The organism is Rhodococcus sp. WWJCD1, assembly GCF_002258735.1.
Lineage (GTDB): Bacteria > Actinomycetota > Actinomycetes > Mycobacteriales > Mycobacteriaceae > Rhodococcoides.
The window spans coordinates 57,779-82,757 of sequence record NZ_NOXY01000024.1 but is presented as its reverse complement, the minus strand read 5'-3'; the positions used below and the strand labels follow the sequence as shown (position 1 = coordinate 82,757).

Genomic DNA, 24,979 nt, shown 5'->3' with positions numbered 1-24,979 from the left:
GTCCGCCGTGCCCGGTACCGCCATTCACCATCGCTCCCCCATCGGCCGCGCCACCATCGGCGATCAGCTTCGTCGCCATGCGCGGACTCAGCCGAACAAGGTCGCGTTCATCAGCTACGCGGCGGACGGCACCCGCGAGGTCACCACCTACGGCGAACTCGACTCACGCGCAAACCAGTTCGCCAACCTGCTGGTCGATCTCGGGGTGACCTCGGGTGACCGCGTCGCATCGATGGCTCGCAACAGCGTCGATGTGGTGGTGGCGTATTACGGCACACTCAAGGCCGGTGCGGCCTTCACCGGCATCAACGTGATGTATCGCGCCGCCGAGGTGAAGCACCAACTCGAACACGCGGAACCGACTGTGGTGGTGGCGGATCCGGCCTACGCCGAGATCATCTCCTCGGTGAAGCCGGACACCACCACCCTGGTGACGTTCGGACCCGAATACGCCGCACTGACGGCGAACACCCCGTCCACCGAGCCGGACGTCGAGATGGACGAGAACGACGTCGCGATGGTCATCTACACCTCGGGAACCGAAGCGGCTCCCAAGGGGGTGATGATCCCGCACCGTAATTTTCTGATCTCCACCGCGCCCGCGTGGAGCTGGGGCCTGCGCACCGGACCGGAAGACACCTGGCTGTTCGTCATGCCGTTCCACACCATCGCCGGACTCGGCTCGATGACGACCCTCACACTGATGGGCGCGACCCTCGTACTGCCCGCGACTGTCGACCCGGCGCAGTCGCTCCGCATCATCGCCGCCGAGAAGATCTCCGTCATCGCGCAGACACCCACGTTCTATCTGGCCCTGGCCCGTGACGAGCAGTTCGGCCCGGAGGCAGTGAGCCAGGTGAGGCGCTGCCTCACCTACGGTGGCCAGGTGTCACCGCACACGATCAGCGCCTGGGCAGCCGCGGCACCCGAGGCCATTTGGGGCACCTACTGGGGACAGTCCGAACTCTCGCAGCTCGGCTCGGTCGGGTGGTTCTCGACACTCGACGACATTCCCGACGGCGACGCGTCGTGGATCGGCAAGCCCGTCACTCACCTCGAGATCAAGGTGGTCGACCCCGCGGGCAACGAGAGCGAGATCGGCGAATTGCTCTGCCGCACTCCATCGGTGATGCTCGGCTACTTCAAGAACCCCGAGCGCACTGCCGAAGTGTTCCGGGACGGATGGGTGCACACCGGCGACATGGTGCGCATCGACGCCGACGGCAACCTGTTCTTCTACGATCGGATGAAGGACATGATCAAGTCGGGAGGGATGAACGTGTCGTCGCAGGAAGTGGAACGCACCATCCACACTCACCCGGATGTGCTGCGTGCCGCCGTCGTCGGGGTACCCGACCCGTACTGGTCCGAGGCCGTGACCGCCTTCGTCATCGCCCGCGACGGGGTGACCGCCGACCCGGCCGCGATCATCGAGTACTGCCGCACCGAGTTGGCGTCGTACAAGGCCCCGAAATCGGTGCACATCGTGGCCGAACTGCCCGTCGACCCGCAGGGCAAGATCCTCAAGCGTGAACTGCGACTACTGGCGGCGGTCGAGGAGACCGTATGACGCAGCCATCCGAGGTCACCACTCTTCCCCGACAGCAACGGACCCGTCAACGGCGAGACGACATCGTCGCCAACGCCGCGAATATCTTTGCGCGTGAGGGCTACTCGAACGTGGGCATGCGCGACATCGCCGACGCCGTCGGCATCAAGGGTGCCAGCCTCTACCACCACTTCCCGTCCAAGGAAGACATCCTCTTCGCGATCTGTCTGACGGTCACGCAGGAGCCGGCCGAGGAGAACCTGCCGCTGCTCGACGCGGCCGGAACCCCCACCGAACGCATCTCGTCTCTGGTGCGGGCGCACCTGGTGCATCTCAACCGGCGGCGGGTGGAGTACATCGTGGGGCTGCACGAACTGGCCTCGCTCACCCCCGAGCACCGCACTGTCATCGAGGACTATCGCCGTCAGTACCAACGACGAGTCCGCGACGTCATCACCGCCGGAATGCGCAGCGGTGAGTTCACCGTCCCGGACGCGCGCTTGGCGTCGTTCGCCTTGACCGACATGCTCAACGGCATCAGCAACTGGTTCCACGACGGCGGAGAGCTGAGCATCGACGACGTCGCCGACGGTTACGTCGAACTGGCCGTCCACCGTATTCTTGGCGCAGCACATGGCGATTGACGGTCACTGCGAGCCCGAATTCGCGGCGGTGCGCGACGCCCTGAGCGCAAACCTCGAGAGCGGAGCCGAACTCGGCGCGTCTGTGGTGGTCGACATCGACGGCCACACCGCTGTCGACCTCTGGGGTGGCTACCGCGACGCCGAGCGCCGCCTGCCGTGGGAGTCGGACACGATCACCAACGTGTGGTCGACGACGAAAATGGTGACGTGCCTGGCGGCGTTGATGCTCATCGACCGTGGAGTGCTCGATCCCGATGCGCCGGTGGCAGCGTACTGGCCCGAGTTCGCAGCGGCAGGCAAGCAGGACATCGCGGTCCGGAACCTGCTGTCGCACACCTCCGGAGTCTCGGGTTGGGACAGGCCGTTCAGCGAAGAGGACCTCTACGACTGGGAACTCTCGACCTCGCGTCTGGCAGCGCAGGCTCCGTGGTGGGATTCGCGCACCACATCGGGGTATCACGCGGCCAGTCAGGGCCACCTGATCGGTGAACTCGTCCGCCGCGTCACGGGAAAGTCGTTGCGGCAGTTCGTCACCGACGAGATTGCTGGTCCCCTCGGAGCCGACTTCCAGATCGGTGCCGCCGAACGCGACTGGGTCCGGATCGCCGATGTGGTTCCACCGCCCCCTCCGTCCGATGATGCTGTGCCCGATCCGACGATGGTGCGTCGTAAGACCTTTCTCGGACCGTTGGTGCAGGCATCGTCGGCAAACACCCCAGGGTGGCGTGCCGCGGACATGGGTGCACTGAACGGGCACGGCAATGCCCGATCGGTCGCGAGAATCCTGTCGGTCATCTCCCGAGGGGGAACAGTCGACGGAGTAAGGCTGCTGAGCCCGGGGACGATCGACACGATCTTCGAGGAGCAGTCCAGCGGAGTCGACCTAGCCCTGGGAATTCCGCTGCGCTTCGGCCTGGGCTTCGCTCTGCCACAGAAGGAATCGATGCCGTACATCCCCGACGGCAAGATCTGCTTCTGGGGAGGCTGGGGCGGATCGCTGACCGTTCTGCATCCGGAATCGCAGCTGACCATCTCCTATGTCATGAACCGAATGGGTCCGGGAATCATCGGCTCCGACCGGGCAGAGCAGTACGTGCGGGCTGTCTACGAAGCCGTGTCATCCACTACTTCGAAACCAGGTCGCGACTGAACGAGACCCGTCAGGCAGACATGAAGTCTCGGAGCACGGGAAGTCTCGTCGCCGAACGGTTCGCAAGAGTGGGGACGCAACCCAACAGACCCTTGGTGTACGGATGCACCGCGGTTGCGACAATTTCCGCGGACGCCTTCTGCTCCACCAACTCGCCCCGGTACATCACCAGCATGGTGTCGGAGAATTCGAGGCACAGCTTGATGTCGTGACTGACGATGAGTAGCGCAGTCCCCTGCTCCTGGGTCAGGTTCTGCAGCAGCTCCATCGTTCCGCGAGCAAGAGATGCATCGAGCGCGCTGGTCGGCTCGTCGGCAATCAGCAGACGCGGAGACCCGCACAACGCCAGAGCCGTCATCACCCGTTGACGCATTCCGCCGGACAACTCGTACGGCCGACTCCGCATCACTCGCTTCGTGTCGGAGAGCCCGACCTTGTTCAGCCAGTACGCAGTGGTATCCGCACGCTCACGCCTGCCCTTGATTCCCGCTCCCGCGAGCACGTGCTTGAACTGGCCCCCGATGGTCCACACCGGATCGAGTGCCGTCATAGCGTCCTGAAACACCATCGCAATTCCGTCGGTGCGCCGTGGCACGCTGCGACCGGTCTCCGGCCGGGCGGGGCTGCCCTCGAATTCGAGACGCGTCGATTCCACTGTTGCGCCCGCCGACACGTCCAGCAATCCCGCGATCGTCATAGCCAAGGTCGACTTCCCCGAACCCGATTCACCCACCAGAGCAACTCTCTCGCCCGGTGCAATCTCGAACGATGCCTCCCTCACCGCGACCACCGCAGAGTCACCGGTTCCGTATGTCACAGTGAGATCCTCGACACCGAGAACCGGCCGGTCGGTTACCAGCGAGTAGTCATCGGTGTCATGATCGCGACTGGAAAGCGAAAGCGATTCTCGCTCTGCGGTTGTCGTCATTGGGAACTCCTGCCGATACGCCGTCGATTATGTACGGTGTCCATGGTCGCGGCACGGTGTTTCCCTGAGCCGCGTCGGCGGTAAACAGCGCATTACGCAGCCTCTACGCCGCGCCCATACGTCCCTGAGCAGGTATTTGTTCGTAATTTTCTTCGTTAAGGCCGTAGCTCGAACAACAAGTTCACCGCCCACGTCCGATATGCTCGTAGTCATCATCGGTGATCTCGACGCTGCGGCCACCTCGGATCTCCCATGCGCATCCCCGAAAGGCGATGACAGATGACTCGCCCCTTCTTCGACGACCAATCCGGCACCGTTGCCGCCCATCTACGCAGACAGGCCGACGAGCAGCGCGCCAGATACATTCGCGCGCAATCGAACCGCGGCGAGAAGTCCGTAACCTCCCCCCGCCGTGTGTACGAACTGATCCGCTCGGGAATCCGCCGCGGCACGATGCCGCACGACGAGGTTCTCTCGGAGCAGCATCTCATCGAGACGTTGGGAGCGACGAGAAATGCTGTGCGCAAGGCACTTCAGATGCTCGCCGACGATGGCGTCGTGCTGCGGGCGCGTCGAGCAGGGACATCGATCGCTCACGACATCGTGGCCGTACGCGACGGCGAAGTGGGCCCGAGAGCGTGGGCGGGCATGCCGGACGCGGGCCGACTGACGGTGGAGACACTGGAATGCAGACGCATCACTGCACCTGCGGTCATTCAGGAGTTCATCGGTACCGACGTCGAGTCGGTGATTCTGCTCGAACAGATCGGCCGGATGAACGCAAAGCCGCTCTACCTTCGCGTCGGCTACTGCATCACGGACTTCGACATCGGCGAGTTCACCGAACGCATCGAGAGCAATCACTCGGAGTTCCCACCGATCGCCGTCGCGCATCATCGAATCTTCGGCACCACCTACGGCGGAAGCAGCTCCGTCGTAGAGGCGATCTCCTGCCAGGAACGGGCGGCCGAGCTACTCGAGATGCAGGTAGGATCACCGGTATTGTTGCGCGAGTTGATTACTCGAGACACCGATGGCCGTCCGTCCGAGCTCAGTTTCACTCACTTCCGAGCCGACCGAGTCGCCATCATCGGATCTACTGTCACTGCCGGTACCACCACCCTGAACTGACACCAGGGGGTCGTGCGAATACCGACCCCCTGGTGTCGATCAGTCAGAAGTCCAGAAGATTATCGCGGAACTGTTTGTGCGCATACGTGTCTCGCACCAATCCGCGGCGACGCAATGCAGGCACCAGCCCGTCGGTCACCTCGGTGTAATACCGACGCCCGAGCCGACCGGTCATGAGGAAGCCGTCACCACCGACAGCATCGATGACGTCCTCCATCTGCTCTGCCACGGTATCGGGAGTACCCACCAGCGGAACCGAGGTGATCGACCAGGTGGCAGCCAACTGGCGCAACGTCTTCGGAGTTCCGTCCTCGTTGAACTTGCTGCTACCCGAGCCCGCGAGAAAGTCCGCGAGCGTCGTGCGGTGCCCGTTGGTCGTCAGATCCGGCGGCGGGGCATCGATGTCCATCGTCGACAGATCGTTTCCGGTCACCGCGGAAATATGCGCCAAGGCGGCGTGCACACGTCCATCGGTGGCCTCGCGGGAGCGCGCATCCAGTTCGCGAGCTTCGCTGTCGGTCTCACCCAGCACCGGGGACACGATGTAGAGAATCTTGATCGAATCGGGATCGCGACCGGCGTCCGACGCCATGGCTCGAACATTGTCGCGATAGGCCTTCATCGCTTCGATGCCCTGAGCCTGGCAGATGATGGTGTCGGCATTGCGAGCGGCGAATGCGCGTCCGCGCGGAGATCCCCCGGCCTGGCAGATCACCGGCCTGCCCTGGGGCATCGGCAGCGTGTTGAGCGGACCGCGCGTGCGGTGGAACTTGCCGACGTAATTCGCGTCGTGCACCTTGGTGTGATCGACGTAGGTGTTCGACGCCTTGTCCATCACCAGCGCGTCGGGTTCCCACGACTTCCAGAGCGCATCGACAGCCTCGACGAACTCCTCGGCGCGCTCGTACCGTTCGTCGTGTGGCGGCAGTGCGCCCATGCCGAAGTTCTGTGCGGCGCGGTCCTCGCTCGACGTCACCACGTTCCACCCGACCCGTCCGTGGGACATGTGATCGAGAGTCGACACCACCCGTGCCAGCAGGTACGGCGGGTAGAAACTGGTGGACATCGTGGTTACGATCCCGAGCCTCGATGTTGCCGCGGCCAACATCGGCACCAGTGCGACCGGATCGTGCTTGGGCGCGTACTGCGCCTTCGCCAGATCGAACTCCGTGGTGCCGCCGTAGATGTCGGACACCATGGACGAGTCCTCGAGCATCAGATAGTCGAATCCTGCACGCTCGAGCGCCTGAGCCATCTCGACGTGAAAACGCCCGTCCGCCCAGGAGTCGGAATCGGATCCGGTCCAGTGCGAGCTCCACACCGGTGGACGAAAGCTGGTGAACCAGCCCAGATGCATGCGCGGTGTACTCATCGCACACCTGCCAGGTGCTCACGAAGATTGCCACCGCGGTACCCGGTGCCTGCGACGCCCCGTCGTGCGAGTTCGGGCATCAGCCCGTCGCACACGTCATCGACGTACCGACGGTTGAGCACCCCGCCGCCACCCCCGAAGAACAGGAAGCCGTCCCCGCCTACCTCGTCGATGACGCTTTCCATGTCGTCCGCCACACTGGCCGGCGTGCCGACCAGTCGCAAGGATTCCGTCCGTTCGGTGGCCACGGTCTCGCGAATCGATCTGCCGTTCGCCCATTTCCGCAGGTTGTCCAGAATGCTGGTGCTCCCCTCGGTCTTCAGATCGTCCGGAATCGGCTTGTCCACGTCGAGCACAGAGAAGTCGATGTCTCCGGACAGCATGATCAGCCGGCGTGCGATGGCCGCATCGGTCGCCTCGTAGTAGCGCTCGGCCTTGCGATTCGCATCTTCCTCGGTCTCCCCCAGAATCGGCGTCACCATGTAGAGAACCTTGATGTCGTCGGGGTCGCGTCCGAATTCCGCGGCACGGGCCCGCACCGTGTTTCGGTACTCGCGCATCGCGTCTCGCCCCTTCGGCGCAGCGACAACGAGATCGGCGACTCGTGCCGCGAGATCGATACCGGACTTCGACGCTCCCGCCTGGCACAGCACCGGCTTGCCCTGCGGACTCGGCAAGGTGTTGAGCGGGCCCCGGACCGAGAAGTGCGCTCCGACATGATCGATGGTCCTGACCTTGGTGTGGTCCACGTAGGACTCGAGGCCGGGAGCGATCGGGGATGCGGCATCGGCGTCCCAGGACGCCCAGAGCTGGTTCGCGACGTCGACGAACTCCTCGGCGATCTCGTACCTGGCATCGTGGGTCGGCAGCGTGTCCTTGCCGAAGTTCTGTGCCGCTCGGTCCCCGGTCGAAGTGACGATGTTCCACCCCATCCGTCCGCGACTGAGATGGTCGAGGGTCGAGAGCAGCCGAGTGAGCAGGAACGGTGGGTAGAAACTCGTGGACGCGGTGACGACGATGCCGATTCTGTCGGTCTCGTACGCCAGTCGTGAGGCCAGCGCCATCGGGTCGTGCTTCGGCGCTCGCGGTGTCCACTTGAGTTCGGACTCGAACGTGCCGCCGTAGATATCGGTCAGCGCCGTCGAATCCTCCAGCATCACGAAGTCGATTCCCGCTCGCTCGAGCGCGCGCACGACGTCGACAGCGAAAGTGCCGTCGGCCCAGTCTGTTCCACCGGTTCCGGCGAAGGGTCCGGTCCAGTCGGGTACGAGGTAGTTGGTGAACCAACCGAGAGTGAACGGTTGTGACATCGGTCCTCTTTTCCAAAGTGGTGGTCGTGAATGGTCGGGGTAGGGACGGCGGACTCCTCGGTGACGACCACCTTCGATTCGGGGGTCGACACCGCGACGGTCCGCCAGGGTCGAAGTGCCAGTAGGACGGCCAATGCCGCGACGGGGATACAGGCGGTGAAGGCGAGTGAGTAGGACGCCTGAGCGACGACAGCGCCGGCGACGAGCGGGCCGAGCATGGTGCCGACATCGAACGTGACCTGGTACACGGCAATGGGACTGCCGCCGCGTCCCGCCAGCACGTCGCCGACGGTCGCGGCGCTTGCGACCATGGCGCACGTGCCGCCCACTCCCCACAACACCATCGTCAGCACCAGGATCGGCAATGTGGGAACGAGGGCGAGAACGACGAGCCCGAGCAGGATCAGACCGGACCCGAAGGCCAGCATGGGCCGTCGACCCCAGCTGTCGACGAGTTTGCCTGCAGGTTTGACGACAACGATCTGCACCACGGCTCCGACGACGAGAACCAGACCCGAGACGAAGGGGCTGCCACCGATCACCGTCGCGACGAACAGTGGGATGAGAGTGAACCTCACCCCGTTGCCGACCCAGCCGTTGGCGAAGTTCGACGCGATGGACGCCCGGAATCCGCGGTGGCCGAGCGCACTTCGCAGCGTCATCATCTCCGGTCGTGTTGTCGTATCGTGCACGACACCGTTCGCGGCGTCCTTTCTGTCACTCGATCGGAACGCGAACCATACGACGGCGACCCCGACGATCAGCGTCAGTGCGTGCGTGAGGAACGGAGCCCGAAGCGAGACCAGAGCGACCGCACCGCCGATGACCGGGCCCAGTACCCCGCCGATGAGGAAGCCGGACTGGAAGACGGACGCAGTTCTGCCGCCGGTTTCCGGGGTGCTGTAGCGGAAGAGCAACTGCTGCCCGGCCACGGTGAACATCGCAGTTCCAACGCCGCCGGCGGCCCGGAGCAACAACAGTGAGAGAAACGTCGGAGCGAATGCTGCCGCCAGCGACGAGGTGGCCGCCAGCAGCAGCCCCGAGGTGAGGATCGTGCGTTCGTCGAACCGCATCAACAGACGAGATGCGCCGAACGACGACAACACTCGGGTGAAGGCGTAGATGCTCACCACCGAGGACGCCGCCAGATCGGACACCCCGAAATCCCGGGCGAAGACCGGAATGACGGGAGCCACAACGCCGTAGCCGAGACCGATGCACACGTTGACGAACGCCAACGCGTACACCGGCCCCGGTACCACCGAATCTCTGCGCAGCAACCGCATCAGAAGGACATGAGATTCTCACGAAACATGTCGTGCTCGTATTCGGTGCGGACGAGTCCACGTCGCTGCAGCGCAGGGACGAGGCCTTCGGTGATCTCGCCGACGTAGCGTCGACCTATGTTGCCGGTGATCAGGAATCCGTCACCCCCGACGAAGTCCATCGTCTCGCCCATCTGCTCGGCAACGGAGTCAGGGGTGCCGACGTAGTGCACGTTCTTCATGGTCCAACCCAATGCCGCTGTGCGGGGCGTGTTTCCGTAGGACAGGAAGTCACCGAGGGTCGTCCGGTGCCCGTTGGTGGAGAGCTCGGGGAACTCCTCGTCCAGCTCGTACGTCGACAGGTCGATCTCGGTCAGCGCCGAGATGTGGCCGAGCGCCGACTCGATGCGCGAATCGACGTCGGCGGACATCCGTTCCACTTTGGCGCGGGCATCGGATTCGGTGTCGGCCAATACCGGCTGCGTGATGAACATGATCTTGCAGCTGTCGGGGTCGCGACCGGCCTTCTCCATCCGCATCCTGATGTCGTCGCGGAATGCCTTCATCGCGACCGGGTCCTTGGCTGCGCTGAGGATGGTTTCCGCGTTGCGGGCGGCGAATTCGCGACCCCGCGGCGATCCGCCGGCCTGGCAGATCACCGGCTCGCCCTGCGGTGACCGCGGCAGATTCAGCGGTCCGCGAGATGCGTGGTACTTGCCGCGAAAGTTCGTGACGTGGACCTTCGTGTGATCGACGTACGTGCCGGTGTCCCGGTCGAGGACCATTGCGTCCTCCTCCCACGACGCCCACAACTGCTTGACGAGATCGACGAACTCGTCGGCGCGCTCGTACCGTTGGTCGTGCTCGGCCAGCTTGTCCATGCCGTAGTTCTGCGCGGCACGGTCCTCGCTGGACGTCACGACATTCCAACCGACCCGCCCGCCGCTGAGGTGATCGAGGGTGGAGAACCGGCGCGCAAGCAGCCACGGCGGGTAGAAGGACGTCGAACACGTCGCGATGATGCCGATGTGCTTCGTCGACGCCGTCAGCATCGGAACCAGCGTCACCGGATCGTGTTTCGGCGCATACAGGCCGTACTTCAGGTCCACCCTCGACGTCTGCTCGAAGGCGTCGGAGACCATCGAGGAGTCCTCGAGCATGATGTAGTCGAAGCAGGCTCGTTCCAGTGACCGAGCGAAGTCGACGTGCAATTCGCCGTTGGCCCACGTCCTGCCTTCGTCGCCTGCCCAGGTGGTGTTCCACGGCGGGTTGGAGAAGTTGGTGAACCACCCCAGATGAAATTTGGTCATGCCGTGCTCCTTGCTCTCGATGTGGGTAGATCACTTCTGTGCAGCCGAGACAGCTCGGCGGGTTCTTTCGGATGGATTCCGCGCAGGCCCGACGCCACGCTTGCGAGCAGCGCTGCGACAGCCATCGCGGCGACGGCGATCACGAATCCCGTTGTCAGAGGATCCGATTCGGCCGCAGTCAACATGTCGCTGTCGCCGGAGTACACCAACTCGCGCAGCGCAGGCGGCAGTGCAGACACGGCGAGCACCAGGGCGAGCGCCGTGCTGAGGGTGACTGCAGTGTTGTCGAGGGACACCCGAAGACCGTTCGCCATTCCCGAACGGTTCGGTGCCACCCCCACGTTGATCGCGGCGGCATTGGCTGTCTTGAAGATCCCGCCACTGAGACCGAGGGCGAACAGCAGCACGACGATGGGAACGCCCTGGGCCGGCCCGGCGATATGCAGGGCGAGTACCGACAGCACTGCTGCGGTGCCAAGCGTGGACACCGTCGTCAACGTCCTAGTCGATACCCGGGTGGCCAGTGTGCCCGCGATCGGCGACATCACCGTGGTACCGACGGCAAGCGCGGTGATCTGCAATCCGGCGTCGATAGGACTCGAGCCCCGGACACTCTGCAGGTACAGCGACATGGTCACCGCCACCGCGCCTTCAGCCATCGTCACCAGAAACGATGCGGTGTAGGCACTCCCCCGGAATCTGTCCATCAGTAGCTTCGGATCCACGATCGGATCTGCGGCTCGCTTCTCCCACCACCAGAACAGCGGCACCGCGACCACAACGCACGCGAGCGGTGCCACCGACTGCCACGCGCCGAAACCGTCACTGCCCCCTCGATTCACCCCGTAGACCAGGCCGCCGAGGATGACCATCGATCCCACTGCGCCGGCGTAGTCCAGGGGTGCCCCGGCCTTCGGCCGCGGAGTCCGGCGCAGAGTGAGCCAGGCCCACACTGTTCCGACGACACCGAGGGGAACGACGATTCCGAATACTCCACGCCATCCGACTGTTTCGGTCAGCACGCCGCCGAGCAGCGGGCCGATGGAGACGGCGAGCGACATGATGGTGATGTTCCAGCCGATACCGATCGAGAGCTTGTGCGGCTCGAACGCGTCGACGAGAAGCGCGGTGGTGTTGGTGATCACCGCCGCAGCGCCGATACCCTGCACCACCCGCAACGCGATCACGACATCCGGGTCACTCGCCATCGCAATAACCGCGGCGCTGACGGTCAGACAGGCCAAGCCGGCGAGGTAGACCGGGCGTCGGCCTACGAGATCGGCGAGTTTACCGAGCACCAGAATGAACACTGCTGTGGTGAGAAGGTAGGCGAGCATGAACCAATCGGTTTGCGCTGCAGAGGCTCCGAGTCCCGCGCTCATTTCCGGGAGCGCGACGGGGAGCATCGAGACCGATACGAACGTGATGCTCATCCCGAGTCCGGTGACCGACAGCACGCGCCAGGGATACGAGTCGGGTCGCACCTGCGTCGACGGGCCGACCCCTGCAGCGACGATCAGAAGTCCATCAGGTTGTCGCGGAACAACTCGTGCGCATATCCGTCACGAATCAGTCCACGCTTACGCAGTTCGGGTGCCAGACCGTCTGTTATCTCGCTGATGTATCGCCGGTTCACGCTTCCCGCGATGAGGAAGCCGTCACCGCCGACCTCGGCCGCGATATCGCCCATCTGCTCCGCCACCGCGTCGGCTGTGCCGATCAGTTGGACGGACTTCCTGATGTCCGAACTCGCCGCCTCCCGCAGTGTCATCCCCGAGGTGTTGGCACCGATCAGGGCCATCGTTCCCCGGCCCGCATTGGTCTCGACGGTGGGAATCGGCGCGTCCAGATCGAACTTCGAGAAGTCGATACCACTGGCGTAGGACATCGAGGCCAGATTGACGTCGATGTTGTTGCGGAAGCCGTCGAGGATCCGCTCGTTCTTGTCCTGCGCTTCTTGGTCGGTCTCACCGAGTACCGGGCTGACGATGAACATGATCTTGCACGAATCCGGGTCCCGACCCTCCACGATCATGCGGGCACGGACGTCGTCGCGGTACGTCTTCATGGCCTCGACGCTCTCGACCTGAGCCAGAATGGTTTCGGCGTGTTTGGCTGCGAAGCCGCGGCCTGCAGGCGAACCGCCGGCCTGGCAGATCACCGGTCGGCCCTGCGGCGTCGGAGTGGTGTTGATCGGCCCGCGGGACGAGTGGTACTTGCCCTTGAAATCGATGTTGTGGACCTTCGCGAAGTCCGCGAAGACGCCCGCTTCTCGGTCGAGCCGAACCGCATCCGGCTCCCACGAGGACCACAGTTGCTTGACCAGGTCGATCCACTCGTCGGCCATCTCGTACCGGTGGTCGTGCTCGAACATTTCCTCGTAGCCGAAGTTCTGTGCCGTCCGAACATTGTGCGAGGTCACGAGGTTGACCCCGGCGCGCCCGTTGCTGAGGTGGTCGAGCGTGGCTGCCGTGCGGGCCGCCATGTACGGCGGATGGAATGACGTCGTCATCGTGGCGATGAGGCCGAGACGCTCGGTGTGCTGACTCAGGATGGGCAGCAACGAGTTCGGGTCCTGCTTGGGGACCGACCGTGCATTGGCCAGCCACCACTCCGAGGAACCACCGAACGAGTCCGGGACGAACGAGCCGTCCTCGAACATGATGTAGTCGAATCCGGCCCGTTCGAGCGATCGCGTCATGTCGATGTACAGCTCGGGATGGTTCCATTCGGTTCCGCCCTCACCCGACCACATCTGATTCCACGACTGCACCTGCCAGCTCAAGAACCAACCAAGGTGGAACATGTCTTCTCCTCTTGTTTCGAAACCTACGGTCGGTCGATCAGAATGCGCGAAGATTCTCGCGGAAGTGGTTGTGCTCGTAGGACGTTCGGGTCAGGCCTCGACGCTTGAGCGCGGGCACCAACCCGTCGGTGATCTCGGCGACGTAGCGCCGGTTCATCGGAGCTCCCGCGATGAGGAAGCCGTCGCCGCCCACCTCCTGCATGACGCCGTCCATCATGTCTGCGACGTCGTCGGGAGTACCCACGAATTCCAGGGTGTCGATGGCGCTGTGGCCGGTGATGCGCTCGCGTAGGGTCTGCGTGCCGTCGCCCTTGAACTCGGCGAAACTGCTGCGGTGCCCGTTGCTTTCGAGATCGGCCGGCAACGGCGCGTCGAGGTCGAACTGGCTCAGATCGATACCGGACAGGTGCGAACGTCCGGCGAGGAGACCGTCGATGTTGCTCGACGCTGCATCTGCCCGACGCTTCTGCTTGGCCTTGGCCTCGGCCGTCGTCTCACCGAGGATCGGGGAGATCAGGTACATCACCTTGACGTCGTCGGGGTTGCGACCGGCCTCGACGGCACCCTGGCGGATGTCCTCGCGGTAGCGTCGCATCTTCTCGGTCCCATGAGGATTGGAGATGATGGCGTCGGCATGCTTGGCGGCGAACTCCTTGCCTTTGTCCGAGCCACCTGCCTGCAGAAACACCGGCCGACGTTGCGGGCTGGGTATGGTGTTCAACGGTCCCCTCGACTTGAAGAACTTGCCCTCGAAATCGATTCGGTTGACTTTCTCGTGGTCGGCGTAGATGCCGCCCGCCGAGGTGTCCGCGTGCACCGCTCCGTCTTCCCACGAGTCCCACAGTTTGCAGGCGAGCTCGACGAACTCGTCGGCGATGTCGTAGCGGAGATCGTGCTCGGGCATGTCGAATCCGTAGTTCTGCGCGGCGCGAGTGTTGCTGCCGGTGACGATGTTCCAGCCGATTCGCCCCTCGGCGATATGGTCGAGCGTCGACATCAGACGCGCCACGGTGTACGGGTGGTAGAAGGTGGTGGTCAGGGTCGGAACGATGCCGAGGTGCTTGGTCGTGTAGGACAGAATTCCGGCGAGGACGGCAGGATCGTGTTTCGGTGCCGCGGATGCCGTTGCCAGGTAGTACTCCATCGAACCCTTGTAGGTGTCCGAGACCTGCACCGAATCCTCCATGATGAGGAAGTCGAAACACGCCCGCTCAAGCGAGTGCGCCAGGTCCACGTACTGATCGGGCATCATCCAGTCGGTCGCACCGGTACCCGACCACGGCTGGTTCCAGGACTGGACGCCGAAGCCGGCTCCGAGGAACCATCCGAGGTGAAATTTGTTGGCAGTCATAGTTTTTCTCCAGATACGAAACGAGTGAAAGGGTCAGAATTCGAGCAGGTTGTCGCGCAGATGATCGCTGCTGTACTCGGTGCGCATCAGGCCACGACTCTGCAGAGCGGGCACGAGTCCGTCGGCGATCTCACCGATGTACCGTCGGTTGTGCGGCTGGCTCCAGATCAGGAACCCATCCCCGCCGACCTCGGCCATGGCGTCGCCCATCTGCGCGGCAACAGCATCTGGTGTACCGACCAGCTCCATCGATTCGGTTCGGTACGCAACGCAGGCCTCGCGGAGCGTGCGGCCGTCGGCCCAGTTGCGGAAGTTCTCCAACGTGGACTGATGTCCGTTGGTGTGTACGTCCTCGGGCATCGGCTTGTCGAGATCGAACGTGGAGAAGTCGATCTCCATGCTCGCCGACCAGCCGACGAGCACGCCCGCAGGATTGGCGCGTACCGCCTCCGCTTTGCGTTCCTTGCGCGCGAGCGCATCCTCGTGGGTCTCACCGAGGATGGGCGAGACCACGTACATCACCTTTGCCGAATCGGGATCGCGGCCGTGCAGCGCCATCCGGCGCCTGATGTCGGACCGGTACTCCTTCATCGCGGCAACACCTTTGGGCAGCGCCATGATCATGTCGGCGTGCTTGGCCGCGAAGTCACGGCCTGCCGGTGAACCGCCCGCCTGCGTGATGACCGGTCGCCCCTGCGGTGACGGCAGCGTGTTGAGCGGCCCGCGCGAGGAGTAGTACTTGCCCTGGAAGTCGATGGTGTGAACCTTGGTGTGGTCGACGTAGGTGGACGTCTCGCGATCCATCACCACAGCGTCGGCATCCCACGAGTCCCACAGCTTCTCGACCAGCTCCACGTACTCGTCGGCGCGCACGTAGCGCTCGTCGTGCGGAGGGAGCGCGTCCATGCCGAAGTTCTGTGCCGCGCGATCTTCGCTGGACGTCACCACGTTCCACCCGATACGACCCGATGAGAGGTGATCGAGCGAGGAGATCGAGCGTGCCAGAAGATAGGGCGGATAGAAAGACGTCGATGCGGTCAGGGCGATACCGAGATGACTGGTGGCCCGGGTGAGCAAGGGAGCCAATGCCATCGGATCACCTTTCGGTGCCCACCCGCCGGTCTTCAGGGTCGCTTCCGAGCTGCCACCGTAGGTATCGGACACCATCGACGAATCCTCGAGGAGCAGGAAGTCGAAGCATGCGCGCTCGAGGGTCTTGGCGAAGTCGACGTAGAAATCTCCGTTCAACCAGTCCCCACTGTCGGAACCCTCGAACGCGGTGTTCCAGGACGTCGGTACGAAGCTGCCGAACCAACCGAGATGAAATCTGTTGTCTGTCATGGTCACATTCGTTCCTCGCTGGTCGTTCTTCCTCGGTGTAGGTCAACTACACCGCGCGGATGTTTCGCCCGGCCACGTTCTCGGTAGCCGTCGGATTTCGCCGCGAATCACGGGCGTTTCCGCACGCAGTTCGGCCGGGAAGCCCGATATGACCACCGACCGAACTGCCTGCGGGAGTGCGCTCTACGAACCGAGCGTCAGATTGGAGTAGTCGATCCGGAAATCGGTGCGCTGTACGAACCCGCCGATGCCGGCCTCGAGCGCCACCGACGGCCGCACCCTGGCGATGAAGATGTAGGGCGCCTGCTCGGTCATGCGCAGCTCTGCCTGATTCCAGAACACCCCGGCCTCGGGGCTCAGTGCATCACCGGCATCGAGTCCTTGATCCACCATCGCGAGAAACTCGGGGTCGTTCCACAGCGCGATGTTGGAGCCACCACCCGGCTGCGTGAGCAACTGCAGCGAGTACGGCGGAGTCATCGTCACCGATGCACCGATACTGAGGCTGGCCTGGACCTTTCCGGCCAAGGTGTCGGCATTGAGCTGCGCTGCAGGCACTTCCGCGATCGTGACGTCGATGCCCGCTTCGGCCGCAAACGACTGGATCTGAATCGCCGTGTCCTGCGCCGCCGGAAGCTGATTGTTGACACTGAGGGTGAACGCAAGACCATCGGTCAAGCCGGCCTCCGCCAGCAGCGACTTGGCTCGCTCGGGGTCGCTGTCGTACTGGGGAAGATCGCTCCCGTCCCAGTTCGGCGCTTTGTCGTCGAGTACGTGGTTGTACTTGTAGGCCCTGCCGAAGAAGACGTCGGACATGATCTGGTCGTACGGGATCGCGTAGGCCATCGCCTGGCGGACACGCACGTCGTCGAACGGCGCGGTGGTGGTGTTCATCGAGAACAACAGGTACTGATTCGATGTCGTCGTCGGGACGGTCACGGCGTCGTTGCTCTCCAACGTGGCCTGGTCCGACGAGCGCAGCGCCAGGGCGACATCCGCGTCGCCGCGGGTAACCATGTTCGCTCGTGTCGCGGGGTCCGCCACGACGCGTCGGATCATGCGCTTCACCTCGGGCTCACCGAGAACGAAGTTGGGGTTCGCCGTCATGACGATCTCCTGGCCGGGAGTGACGGACTCCAACATGTATGCGCCATAACCGAAGTTGCCGCGCATCATGTCCTCGGCACCCCAGGCCACCGCGTACGGATCCTCGGGAGTGGCGTTCTCGATGAGGTAGTTGCTGTCGTAGATCGACCCGATGTTCTCGGCCAGGTTGGCCAGCAGGGTCAATCCGTAGCCGGCCTTTTCCACGGTGAAGCTGACGGTGTAGTCGTCGACCTTCTTGATCTGGGTCGCCGGGTCGGTCAACATCGGCTTGTAATAGCCGGCCATACCGCCACCCGGAGTGGCGAACTTGCGCTCGAAGGACCACAGCACGTCGTCGGCGTCGAGCTCGTTACCGTGCTCGCTCATCACGCCCTGCTTCAGGGAGAAGGTGTAGACGAGTTGGTCGGGGCTGACGTCGTAGCTCTCCGCCAGGTACGGCTCGAAGTTGTAGTAGTCCTGCACCAATGCATCCGAGCCGTCCTCCTCGACGTACGGCTTACGAATCAACTGGGCATGCATGTTGTTGGTGACGTCCTGATTGTCGGTGCCTGCGGTGTAGCCGTAGTCGCGCACCACATTCGACGCCTGATCAGGTGTCACCACAACGATTTCGCCGGGGGTCGACGCCGAGGACTCGGTTCCGCTGTCCGAACAGGCACTCAACGCGAGGGCACCGACGAGCAACGGGACCGTCCACCTGAGTCCGATGGAAAGACGATGTGAGGATTTCACGATGGGTTGGTCTCCTTCTTGGGTGCACGAGCGCAGAGGGAATCACCGGTCGAGCCAGTGGCTTCGATCGCGGGAGATGAGGTACGAGAGAGGTTTTCGCGGACAGCACTGTCCGTTGTGGCAGATGGCCGCAGTCAATGGGAGCGGCGGGTGCCCTTGGTCAACCTGCGACCGACGATCGCCACCGAGGCGACGGTCAGACACAGTGCGAACGCGGGAGCGCCTGCCGACCACAGCTTTCCGATGGCGGCGTCGCCTGCACCGCGGGTGATCATCGAACCCCATTCGGGGGTAGGCGGCGGCAGACCGACACCGAGAAAGCCGAGCGCTGCGGTGAGAATGATCGTCATGCCGAACACGACCGACGCGTTCTGCAGCGCCGGAACCGACGAATTGGGCAATACGTGTCGGAACACCAGTTGCGTCTCGGACAATCCTGCCTGACGGGCGGCATCGAGATACGCGTCGCCGCGCACCCGCAGTACTTCGGTACGGACGAGCCTGGCCTGAATCGGCGCGAGAATGATCGAGAGCGTGAAAATCATGGTGATCGAGGACGTTCCGAAGAACGACACGACAACCAAGGCGACGATCACTGTGGGAACGGCTTCGAGCAGATCGAGGAAGCGCGCCGCGCCGCGAGCCAGCAAGCCGCCCAGTCCGCGTCCGGCCTCGTTCATTCCGATGGTGAGTCCGATCAGAATTCCCGCCACGGTGGCGGCAACCGTGACGGCGAGGGCGATCGTCACGTCGATGCGGGCCCCGGCGATGGTGCGTGAGAACACGTCGAGGCCGTTGGAGTCGGTGCCGAGAAGAAACTCGGAATCCGGTGACAGAGAGGGTGCACCGACGACCTTGGTCGGATCGAACGGGACGATCCACGGTCCGATCAGGGTGATCAGCAGAATCACGGCCAGCGGAACGAAGAGCAGGACAGTGCCGACCGAGACCGACCTTCGAGTCGGCCGCCTCGCACTGCGAGTATCGGACTCGACCTTCTTCGGTACCAGAGCAACCATCAGGAACCACCTCCTGCTCGGCCCGGCTTGCGGCGAGGGTCGAGCAACATGTTGACGAGATCGACACACAGGAACACGACCAGCGAGATTGCGGCGACGACGAGCAGGAATCCCTGCAGCGCAATCAGATCCGTCGCCGCGACTGCCTCGACGGCGTATCGGCCCATGCCGCCGAGTCCGAACAGGGTCTCGAGAATGACCGCACCGCCGAGAAGAGAGCCGAAGACCATGCCGAACAGCGCGACGGTCGGCGGCAATGCTCGACGGTACGCACTTGCATAGATGTACTTGCGGGCCGAACCGGTGGCGATCTTGAACATCGTCGGTTGCGCGGCGAGGCTCGAATCGAGAGCTGTCAGAAGCTGTTTGAGTAGAATCGGGGTGACCGAGAGCACCAGCACAGCAATCGGGAGCAGCAAGTGCGAGATCATCGAGGACACCACAACGGTGTCTCCACGAAGAATCGCGTCGAGCAGCGGGAACGAGGTGAGCGGCTCGGGTTCGGTCAATCCGGCCCGCACTCGGCCGGTAGGGGCGGGAACCACCTGCAGCGTGGCGTAGAACAGGAAGATTCCGACCACGCCGACGACAAATTCGGGAACGGCACCGGCGGCTTGGGCGTAACCGCGAACAGCCCGCGCCACAACCGATCCGGGCCAGGCGACGACTACCGCCGAGAGCAGCAACGTGATCGCCAGGAGAAAGAAGAACGCGATTCCTGCGAGTTCGAGCGTGCCCGGTAGACGGTCTGCGATATCGGTCGTCACCGGCCTACCGGTCATGATCGCGTTGCCGAGGTCGAAATGCAGTAGATCGCTCAGATACGACATCAACTGAGACAAGAGGCTGCCGTCGAGACCGAGCTCGGCCTTCGTCGCCAGGTAATCGGCCTCGGTAGCTTCGGGACCGACCACTTCGCGGGCAGGGTCACCCGGGATGGCACGTACCAGGAAGAACGCGGCGACCGCGAAGACCAACAGGTGCAGCGGTAGGACGGCCACTCGGCCGAGCCACCACCGTTGACGTCCGATAATTGTCTTCATCGCGCAGCCGCCACGGCGAGTTGCTCGACGGCTTCGTCACCGCGGTACGCGTCGAGCAGTTCCGCCGTGTAGGGGTCCTGTGGTCGCTCGACGACATCGTCGGTGCTGCCCTGCTCGACGATGATGCCGTTCCGCATGACGACGAGGTCGCGGGCGATGAACGCCGTGGCGGGTAGCCCGTGCGAGACGAAGACCAGTCCGCATTCCGATTCGATGCAGTACCGACGAAGCATGTTCAGGATTGCGCCCTGAACCGAGACGTCCAATGCGGACACCACCTCGTCGCACAGCAAGATCCGGGGCCGAACGACCAACGCCCGAGCAATCGAAAAACGCTGCCGTTGACCTCCCGAGACCTCCGAGGGATATCGGTCCGCCATCGCGGGGTGGATTTCGAGTGACTCCAATGTCTCGTCCACTCGTGCGTCTGCGGCCTTGTTGTCCATACCGAGAAGCCGGACGGCAGGTAGCCGCACCGCATCACGCAATGTTCGGCGCGGATCGAAGGACGATGTCGTGTCCTGCGCGACATACTGCACCTTCGACCTGAATTGACGCCTGCCTGACTTCGAGGACAGCACCCCGTTCAGTTCGGCTCCGTTGTAGCGCACCGAACCCGTCGTGGGTGAAAGCAGCCCGCACATCATCCGAACCAACGTCGACTTGCCGGATCCCGACTCACCGACGATTCCGATTGCCGAACTCGACGTGATCGTCATGTCGATGTCGTTCACGGCCGGTGCGCTGGATCCCGTGCGATCGAAACTCTTGCCCAGGTGTTCGACGTCGATCTCGGCGTACGCAGTGCGCGAATTGCCACTCATCAAGATCCTCCAAGCCGGTTGTCTCCAGCAGATCTGCTGCTTGTTCGCACAGCTTTCTCGACACGCATTACTGAAAACGACCTCCGGCGTAACTGAAGTATTACGCCGCCTGAATCCACTGGTCAGAGCCCCCGGAACTTTATTAACGCCGCAGTGACGTAGGTCTCGGCCACCCTGCGTGCCGGCGACGAGCGGCGTTATCGGAACCTACAAACGGCTCGAGCAGGGGTTGTTCGCGGCGTAATAACTCATTTACGCCTGCGCCACGTTCAGTAATGCCGCTGCAGCAGGCTTCGTTCATGAGCAACCGATGAGTTGCCCACCATCACGAAAGGATTGGCATGAACGAGCACGCTTCCGCCGACTGCGTCGAGCCGACGCAGTTGTCCACCGATCGACTCCACTCGGGCGTTGCCCGATGATGCACCTCGGATGGTTCTTCACCACGGGTTTCGGTGTCTACGGCTGGAACCAACCGTGGTCCGGCAACGTGGCGTCGGACATCGGTCGCCCCGATCTGTTCGTCGACGCGGCAAAGAGCCTGGAGCGCGCCGGATTCGACTACATCATGCTCGAGGATTCCTCCGTGTTGTCCGACGTGTATCGCGGAACGTTCGAGAGCTCGGTTCGACGCGGGACCACCGTACGTTTCGACCCGATGCCACTCGTCCCACTGATGGCCGACGCCACCGAGCGCATCGGCATCATCGCCACCGTCGCGACGACGTTCTACCCACCGTTTCTCGCCGCACGGTTGATGTCGACCCTCGATCATGTGACCAAGGGCCGCGTCGGAATCAACCTCGTCACCGCGAGTGCCGACGGAGCCGCGCAGAACTACGGACTACCCAAGCAGATCGAGCACGATCTCAGATACGAGATGGCAGACGAATGGGTCGATGTCGTGTCGCAGCTGTGGGATTCATGGGACGAGGATGCTCTGGTCCTCGACCCGGAGTCCGGTGTGTTCGCCGATCACGAGAAGATCCACAAGATCGACTTCGAGGGAAAGTACTACGCCTCGCGTGGCCCGTTGAACGTTCCGCGCGGACCCCAAGGGCGGCCGGTGATCTGCCAGGCCGGAGGCTCCCCTGCCGGCCGGGCGTTCGGTGCCAAGCACGCGGACACCATCATTGCCAACGTCCGCGGACTCGACGCGATGAAGGAATACCGCGAGGACATCAGCCGTCGACTGGTCGATTACGGCCGCAAGCCGGACGACGTCAAAGTGCTGTTCCTGGTCAGCCCCATCATGGCGGACACCGATGAGGAAGCCGTCGTCAAGCGCGATCGCATGCGCGAAGTCCAGAAGAACAACATCGACGGAGTACTCGCTGCGATGTCTTATCTCAGCAGTACCGACTTCTCGCAATTCGACATCGACGCACCGGTTCCCGATCTGACCAAGTACAACGGCCACAAGAGCACGCTCGAGGACATGGCCAAATCGGGAAAGACGCTGCGCGAGATCATCGCCAATTATCCGACCGTCGAATCGATGGAACTCGTCGGAACAGCCGAGACCGTCGCCGAGAAGATGGACGAGGCAATGGAATTCGTCGGCGGCGACGGATTCCTCATCGCCTCCCCCGTGACCCGAAAAGTGATCTCCGAGATCAGCGATGGTCTCGCTCCCGCATTGCGTCGACGCGGGGCAATACGCGACGGCTACTCCCGAACGACGTTCCGCGAGAACCTCGCCGCCTTCTGAACCGGTGGCGTTGTGATCGCCACGTGCGCTAACGCCGCAGCGTGCACCGTTTTCACAGCCCTTGCGAGCGGCGCAATGGTTCCGCAACGATGAGGTGTCACGACCGTCACGCGCCTGGTGTTGGCTGATGTCATCGCCTCGAAGAATAGGTTCACCAATGAAAATCACTGTAGTAGCAGGCAATCCGAAACCCGAGTCGCGCACACTCGACGCAGCGCATGTTCTCGCAACCGCACTGACGGGTGAGCCCGGAGAGACCATCGACGTGATCACCCTCGGGGCCGGTCTGCTCGGCTGGGGCGATCCGGCAGTGAAGGCTGCAGTCGAATCCGTCTCTTCGTCGGACCTCGTCGTCTTCGCCAGTCCGACGTTCAAGGCGACATACACCGGCGTACTGAAGCTGTTCCTCGATCAATTCGCCGGAGGCACCGGCCTGCAGAATGTCGTTGCCGTTCCGCTCATGTTGGGTGCCGGGCCCGCTCATGCGATGGCACCGGATCTGTTTCTCAAGCACGTTCTGGTCGAACTGGGCGCGATCACCCCCGCCCCCGGGCTCTACCTGATCGATTCCACCTACACCACCGATTCTCTTATCGCCGACTACGTCTCACGCTGGGGCGACACCATCGTCGCCGTGGCCCGAACCCGAACGGATGCATCATGACCCTGACCACCACAAGCCTCGACCAGTCCGTTCTACGAAACGCGTTCGGGCAGTTTCCCAGTGGTGTCGTCGCCGTCTGCGCCGAGATCGACGGGGTCAAGATCGGCATGGCCGCAAGCAGTTTCGTTGCGGTGTCGATCGATCCGCCTCTCGTCGCCTTCTGCGTACAGGACACCTCGACGACGTGGCCCAAGTTCGCAGCAGCACCGCGCATCGGTATCAGCGTGCTCGGTGAGCTCCACGACGTCGCCGCACGAACCCTCGCGCAGAAGACGGGCAACCGCTTCGAAGGATTGACCACGACGACAACCGACGACGGTGCAGTCTTCATCGACGGCGCGAGCATGTGGCTCGACGCCACGGTGACCGAGCAGATCACTGCAGGTGACCACGACATCGTTCTGATGCGCATCAACGAGCTCGAGATCAAGGACGGCATCGCACCGATAGTGTTCCACGGCAGCAAGTTCCGACGTCTCGCTGTGGATCTGTGATGAGTGCCGTCGAGCATGCCCTGGATGCACTGCGAGCGGGAAAGCCGGTGTTCGTCACCGACTCGGCCGACCGCGAGAACGAGGGCGACGTCATCCTCGCGGCCGACCGGGTCACTCCGGCTTGGACGGCGTGGACCGTCCGCAACACCTCGGGCCTGCTGTGCGCTCCGATGAGTGACGCCCGCGCGGACGCCCTGGAGTTACCGCCGATGGTGTCGAACAATCAGGACCCGAAGAAGACCGCCTACACCGTCACTGTCGATGCGGCCGTGGGCATCACCACCGGAATCAGCGCAGCGGATCGAGCCAGGACCCTGCAGGTCTTGGCCGATCCCGGTTCCGTCGCCACCGACATCATCCGTCCCGGCCACGTCCTACCGCTCCGGGCACGCCCCGGTGGCGTCCTCGAGCGGCCGGGTCATACCGAAGCCGCCGTCGACCTGTGTGCGCTCGCCGGGCTTCCCGCGGTAGGTGTGATTGCCGAACTCGTCGCCGACGACGGTTCGATGATGCAATTCCATGAGATCGAACGCCTCGGCTCTCGCATGCATCTGCCGGTACTGACCATCGAGGAACTCATCGCTTATCGCCGGCTGGTCGATCCCGCGCCGGTGGCCGTCCCCGCTCGTGTGGAACGAATCGTGGAGACCGTTCTCACGACACCGCACGGCGAGTTCCGGATGTTCGGCTACCTCGACCTCGAAACCGGCGCCGAGCACGTGGCGCTCGTCTCGGGAGATGTCCGCAACGACGCCATGGTTCGCGTTCACTCGGAGTGTCTGACCGGCGAATCGTTCCTGTCGCAGCGCTGCGAATGCGGCCCACAACTCACCACCGCTCTCGAGCAGATCGCCACCGAAGGAGGCGTACTCGTCTACCTCCGCGGTCACGAAGGTCGCGGAATCGGGTTGCTGAAGAAGCTTGCCGCATACCGACTTCAGGACGAGGGATTCGACACCGTGCAAGCCAACCTCGAACTCGACGAGCCTGCTGATGGACGCGAATACGGCGGCGCGGCAGCCATTCTGCACGATCTCGGGCTGACGACCGTTCGATTGCTGACGAACAACCCGGACAAGATTCGCGGCCTCGAAGCGCACGGAGTCGATGTCAGTACCCGCTTACCGATCATCGTGGGTGCGGCGCAGGCGAACATTCACTACCTCGAGACCAAGCGCGCTCACATGGGCCACCTGCTCCCCCGCAGTGTTGCCCAGGGTTGGTAGCC

Annotated in this window: 21 protein-coding genes; 8 read left to right on the top strand and 13 right to left on the bottom strand. The window is 63.4% G+C overall.

The genetic code is table 11. From position 1 onward, the window contains the following. The first annotated feature begins 7 nt into the window (after positions 1–7). Genes CH286_RS17215 through CH286_RS17205 form a run of 3 tightly spaced genes read left to right on the top strand, consistent with a single transcriptional unit; the run spans position 8 to position 3,343 of the window. Entirely contained in the window at positions 8–1,570 is a 1,563-nt protein-coding gene (locus CH286_RS17215; protein ID WP_094609864.1) for a class I adenylate-forming enzyme family protein, read from the top strand. Continuing rightward, positions 1,567–2,193, top strand: coding sequence for a TetR/AcrR family transcriptional regulator (locus CH286_RS17210; protein WP_094609863.1), 627 nt, complete (start codon positions 1,567–1,569; stop codon positions 2,191–2,193). The genes CH286_RS17215 and CH286_RS17210 overlap by 4 nt, the downstream gene beginning before the upstream one ends. Further along, positions 2,183–3,343, top strand: a complete 1,161-nt coding sequence (locus tag CH286_RS17205; RefSeq protein WP_094609862.1) for a serine hydrolase domain-containing protein — start codon at positions 2,183–2,185, stop codon at positions 3,341–3,343. Before CH286_RS17210 ends, CH286_RS17205 begins: the two co-directional genes overlap by 11 nt. A gap of 10 nt (positions 3,344–3,353) precedes the next feature. Here CH286_RS17205 and CH286_RS17200 read toward each other — a convergent pair whose 3' ends face one another. Next, entirely contained in the window at positions 3,354–4,271 is a 918-nt protein-coding gene (locus CH286_RS17200; RefSeq protein WP_094609861.1) for an ABC transporter ATP-binding protein, read from the bottom strand. A gap of 279 nt (positions 4,272–4,550) precedes the next feature. Between CH286_RS17200 and CH286_RS17195 the strand changes: the two genes are divergently transcribed. After that, on the top strand, positions 4,551–5,402 hold the full coding sequence (locus CH286_RS17195) for a GntR family transcriptional regulator (protein WP_094609860.1): 852 nt from the start codon (positions 4,551–4,553) through the stop codon (positions 5,400–5,402). Positions 5,403–5,445: 43 nt separating this feature from the next. Here the strand turns inward: CH286_RS17195 and CH286_RS17190 are convergent, their stop codons facing one another. The 12 genes from CH286_RS17190 to CH286_RS17135 form a co-directional block, all read right to left on the bottom strand. After that, the gene (locus tag CH286_RS17190) at positions 5,446–6,774 is read right to left on the bottom strand and encodes an NtaA/DmoA family FMN-dependent monooxygenase (protein WP_094609859.1); all 1,329 of its coding nucleotides are present in this window, start codon (positions 6,772–6,774) and stop codon (positions 5,446–5,448) included. Continuing rightward, complete coding sequence (locus tag CH286_RS17185) at positions 6,771–7,967, bottom strand: NtaA/DmoA family FMN-dependent monooxygenase (protein ID WP_255182687.1); 1,197 nt, start codon at positions 7,965–7,967, stop codon at positions 6,771–6,773. Before CH286_RS17185 ends, CH286_RS17190 begins: the two co-directional genes overlap by 4 nt. Then, the gene (locus CH286_RS28255; RefSeq protein WP_094609857.1) at positions 7,931–9,370 is read right to left on the bottom strand and encodes an MFS transporter; all 1,440 of its coding nucleotides are present in this window, start codon (positions 9,368–9,370) and stop codon (positions 7,931–7,933) included. The genes CH286_RS17185 and CH286_RS28255 overlap by 37 nt, the downstream gene beginning before the upstream one ends. Further along, positions 9,370–10,659, bottom strand: coding sequence for an NtaA/DmoA family FMN-dependent monooxygenase (locus tag CH286_RS17175; protein ID WP_032402593.1), 1,290 nt, complete (start codon positions 10,657–10,659; stop codon positions 9,370–9,372). Before CH286_RS17175 ends, CH286_RS28255 begins: the two co-directional genes overlap by 1 nt. Further along, positions 10,656–12,092, bottom strand: coding sequence for an MFS transporter (locus CH286_RS17170; protein WP_141215859.1), 1,437 nt, complete (start codon positions 12,090–12,092; stop codon positions 10,656–10,658). Before CH286_RS17170 ends, CH286_RS17175 begins: the two co-directional genes overlap by 4 nt. 83 nt (positions 12,093–12,175) lie before the next feature. Next, positions 12,176–13,465: an NtaA/DmoA family FMN-dependent monooxygenase gene (locus CH286_RS17165; protein WP_032402592.1), complete on the bottom strand. Its 1,290-nt coding sequence runs from the start codon at positions 13,463–13,465 to the stop codon at positions 12,176–12,178. A gap of 37 nt (positions 13,466–13,502) precedes the next feature. Then, entirely contained in the window at positions 13,503–14,816 is a 1,314-nt protein-coding gene (locus CH286_RS17160) for an NtaA/DmoA family FMN-dependent monooxygenase (protein WP_094609855.1), read from the bottom strand. Positions 14,817–14,849: 33 nt separating this feature from the next. Next, the gene (locus CH286_RS17155) at positions 14,850–16,157 is read right to left on the bottom strand and encodes an NtaA/DmoA family FMN-dependent monooxygenase (RefSeq protein WP_032402590.1); all 1,308 of its coding nucleotides are present in this window, start codon (positions 16,155–16,157) and stop codon (positions 14,850–14,852) included. A 183-nt stretch (positions 16,158–16,340) separates the two neighbouring features. Further along, the gene (locus CH286_RS17150; RefSeq protein ID WP_141215858.1) at positions 16,341–17,996 is read right to left on the bottom strand and encodes an ABC transporter substrate-binding protein; all 1,656 of its coding nucleotides are present in this window, start codon (positions 17,994–17,996) and stop codon (positions 16,341–16,343) included. Positions 17,997–18,130: 134 nt separating this feature from the next. Then, positions 18,131–19,015 (bottom strand): ABC transporter permease, encoded by an 885-nt coding sequence (locus CH286_RS17145; protein WP_052077540.1) that lies wholly within the window; start codon positions 19,013–19,015, stop codon positions 18,131–18,133. Then, positions 19,015–20,058: an ABC transporter permease gene (locus CH286_RS17140; RefSeq protein ID WP_094609853.1), complete on the bottom strand. Its 1,044-nt coding sequence runs from the start codon at positions 20,056–20,058 to the stop codon at positions 19,015–19,017. The genes CH286_RS17145 and CH286_RS17140 overlap by 1 nt, the downstream gene beginning before the upstream one ends. After that, positions 20,055–20,882 carry an ABC transporter ATP-binding protein gene (locus CH286_RS17135; RefSeq protein WP_032402586.1) on the bottom strand — a complete coding sequence of 276 codons (828 nt, stop codon included), beginning with the start codon at positions 20,880–20,882 and terminating at the stop codon, positions 20,055–20,057. The genes CH286_RS17140 and CH286_RS17135 overlap by 4 nt, the downstream gene beginning before the upstream one ends. Before the next feature lie 418 nt (positions 20,883–21,300). On the opposite strand from CH286_RS17135, the gene CH286_RS17130 reads away from it, so the two are divergent. The 4 genes from CH286_RS17130 (at position 21,301) to ribA (ending at position 24,977) form a co-directional block, all read left to right on the top strand. Continuing rightward, entirely contained in the window at positions 21,301–22,593 is a 1,293-nt protein-coding gene (locus tag CH286_RS17130; protein ID WP_094609852.1) for an NtaA/DmoA family FMN-dependent monooxygenase, read from the top strand. Between the two features lie 157 nt (positions 22,594–22,750). Next, positions 22,751–23,257, top strand: coding sequence for an NADPH-dependent FMN reductase (locus CH286_RS17125; RefSeq protein WP_094609851.1), 507 nt, complete (start codon positions 22,751–22,753; stop codon positions 23,255–23,257). Further along, a complete protein-coding gene (locus tag CH286_RS17120) occupies positions 23,254–23,751 on the top strand; it encodes a flavin reductase family protein (protein WP_094609850.1) in 498 nt (165 codons plus the stop codon). Before CH286_RS17125 ends, CH286_RS17120 begins: the two co-directional genes overlap by 4 nt. Further along, complete coding sequence (gene ribA / locus CH286_RS17115) at positions 23,751–24,977, top strand: GTP cyclohydrolase II (protein WP_094609849.1); 1,227 nt, start codon at positions 23,751–23,753, stop codon at positions 24,975–24,977. Before CH286_RS17120 ends, ribA begins: the two co-directional genes overlap by 1 nt. Positions 24,978–24,979: the final 2 nt, after the last annotated feature.